The following is a 1,377-nucleotide window of genomic DNA, read 5'->3' as shown; positions in this document are numbered from 1 at the left end:
CTTTTAATAGATCCTGATAGAAATCGTCGAATATCTTCAACATTTTCAGAGACAAGTCGAAATTTTTAATAGACAATCTATGCCGGCTTTACCAGTTCTAATCATACGGGGTTTACTGAATGCTTACTTTATAATGCTTATATTTAGATAGTTAAACAAGTTATAAGAGGTAGTTTTATGAACAATATCTACAACCGATACATTTGGCTGCTGCATACAGTCTATCAGGAAAGAAAGGTTACTTTTGAAAGGCTTTGTGAGATATGGAAGCACCATTTCCTATACAATGGGAAGCCGCTGAGTCTTCGTACATTCCATCATCACCGGAAAATGATTGAGGAGAATTTTGATATAGTCATTGCGTGTAACAGAAAGGACTATACATACTATATCCAGAACCTGGATGAAATACTCGGTGACAGTTGCCGCAACTGGCTGTTCAACAGCCGTATCATTGATGTGGCTCTGAAAAGCAGTCCGTGCCTGTTCCATCGTGTTGTAATGCCTGACATGTCAGGTGGTATTGAATACCTACCGGATATATCGGAATGTATCAGCGATGGGCATGAACTGTACATATTCTACACGAATGACAAGGGCAATGAAGTGGAAGGCCGTTTCCGACCGGAAGGTTTGAAGCTCTTCCACAACCGCTGGTATCTGCTCGGGTACAGAAACGGATCAGAGTTCTGTTCCGTTCCTCTTGATGCACTGACCAAAATTTACCTTAGCGGCAAGAGATTTGATACTGACTACAGGTTTTCCCTTGCCAGACGTCTTTCAGACTCTATTGGTGTTGTGGCTCCGACCGGACAGCAGCCGGAAGAGATTACTCTAAGGGCTTACGGTTCATTTGCAGATTATCTGAGAAAGCATCCTTTCCACCATTCTCAGGTGGAAAGGAATGATATGGGGACTTTTACGTCATTTGATTACACCCTTCTTGTGACTGACGAGCTGGTGGATGAAATCCTGGCTCTTGGTGATAAGGTGGAGATTGCTTATCCGGAAAAGTTGAGAATGAAGCTTTTTCAGAAAATTGGACGTATCAGAAATAGGTATATGGTAATATAGTTTCAACAAAAATATGATTGTAACCTTGTTACGGACAGTAAGTACAATCATTTTTAAAATCTTGAAGTAAATCTGCAACCTCCCTAAACATCTTACACGGCTTATTTATTAGACATTCTCCAATCTCAACATTGGCGTAAAGTCGTATTTTTGAATATAGCTTTTCCATATCAGTTAACCAGGCTACATTAAACGCTCTTATTAATAAAGATACTAATGCCGCATCATATGTATCAATATCTTCTTTTTCAAGACTAGGAAAAGTAGTATCAGCTTCCATTGCAATTTTAACAGCAACTATTC

The 1,377-nt window shown here is 39.6% G+C and carries 2 protein-coding genes; one reads left to right on the top strand and one right to left on the bottom strand.

Features of this window, described 5'->3' with window-relative positions:
- Positions 1 to 177: 177 nt before the first annotated feature.
- On the top strand, positions 178 to 1,074 hold the full coding sequence (locus tag I6E24_RS16265; RefSeq protein ID WP_235329737.1) for a helix-turn-helix transcriptional regulator: 897 nt from the start codon (positions 178 to 180) through the stop codon (positions 1,072 to 1,074).
- A gap of 28 nt (positions 1,075 to 1,102) precedes the next feature.
- Here the strand turns inward: I6E24_RS16265 and I6E24_RS16260 are convergent.
- On the bottom strand, positions 1,103 to 1,377 hold a 275-nt coding region (locus tag I6E24_RS16260; protein WP_235329735.1), incomplete at its 5' end, for a hypothetical protein.

Source organism: Bacteroides caecigallinarum, from assembly GCF_021530995.1.
Taxonomy (GTDB): domain Bacteria; phylum Bacteroidota; class Bacteroidia; order Bacteroidales; family Bacteroidaceae; genus Phocaeicola; species Phocaeicola faecigallinarum.
Note: the sequence above shows the minus strand (reverse complement) of the source record. Positions and strands in the feature narration are given on the sequence as shown.

Coding starts and splice junctions, on each gene's coding strand:
- I6E24_RS16265 (WP_235329737.1), top strand. CDS start 178: ATGAACAATATCTACAACCGATACATTTGGCTGCTGCATACAGTCTAT.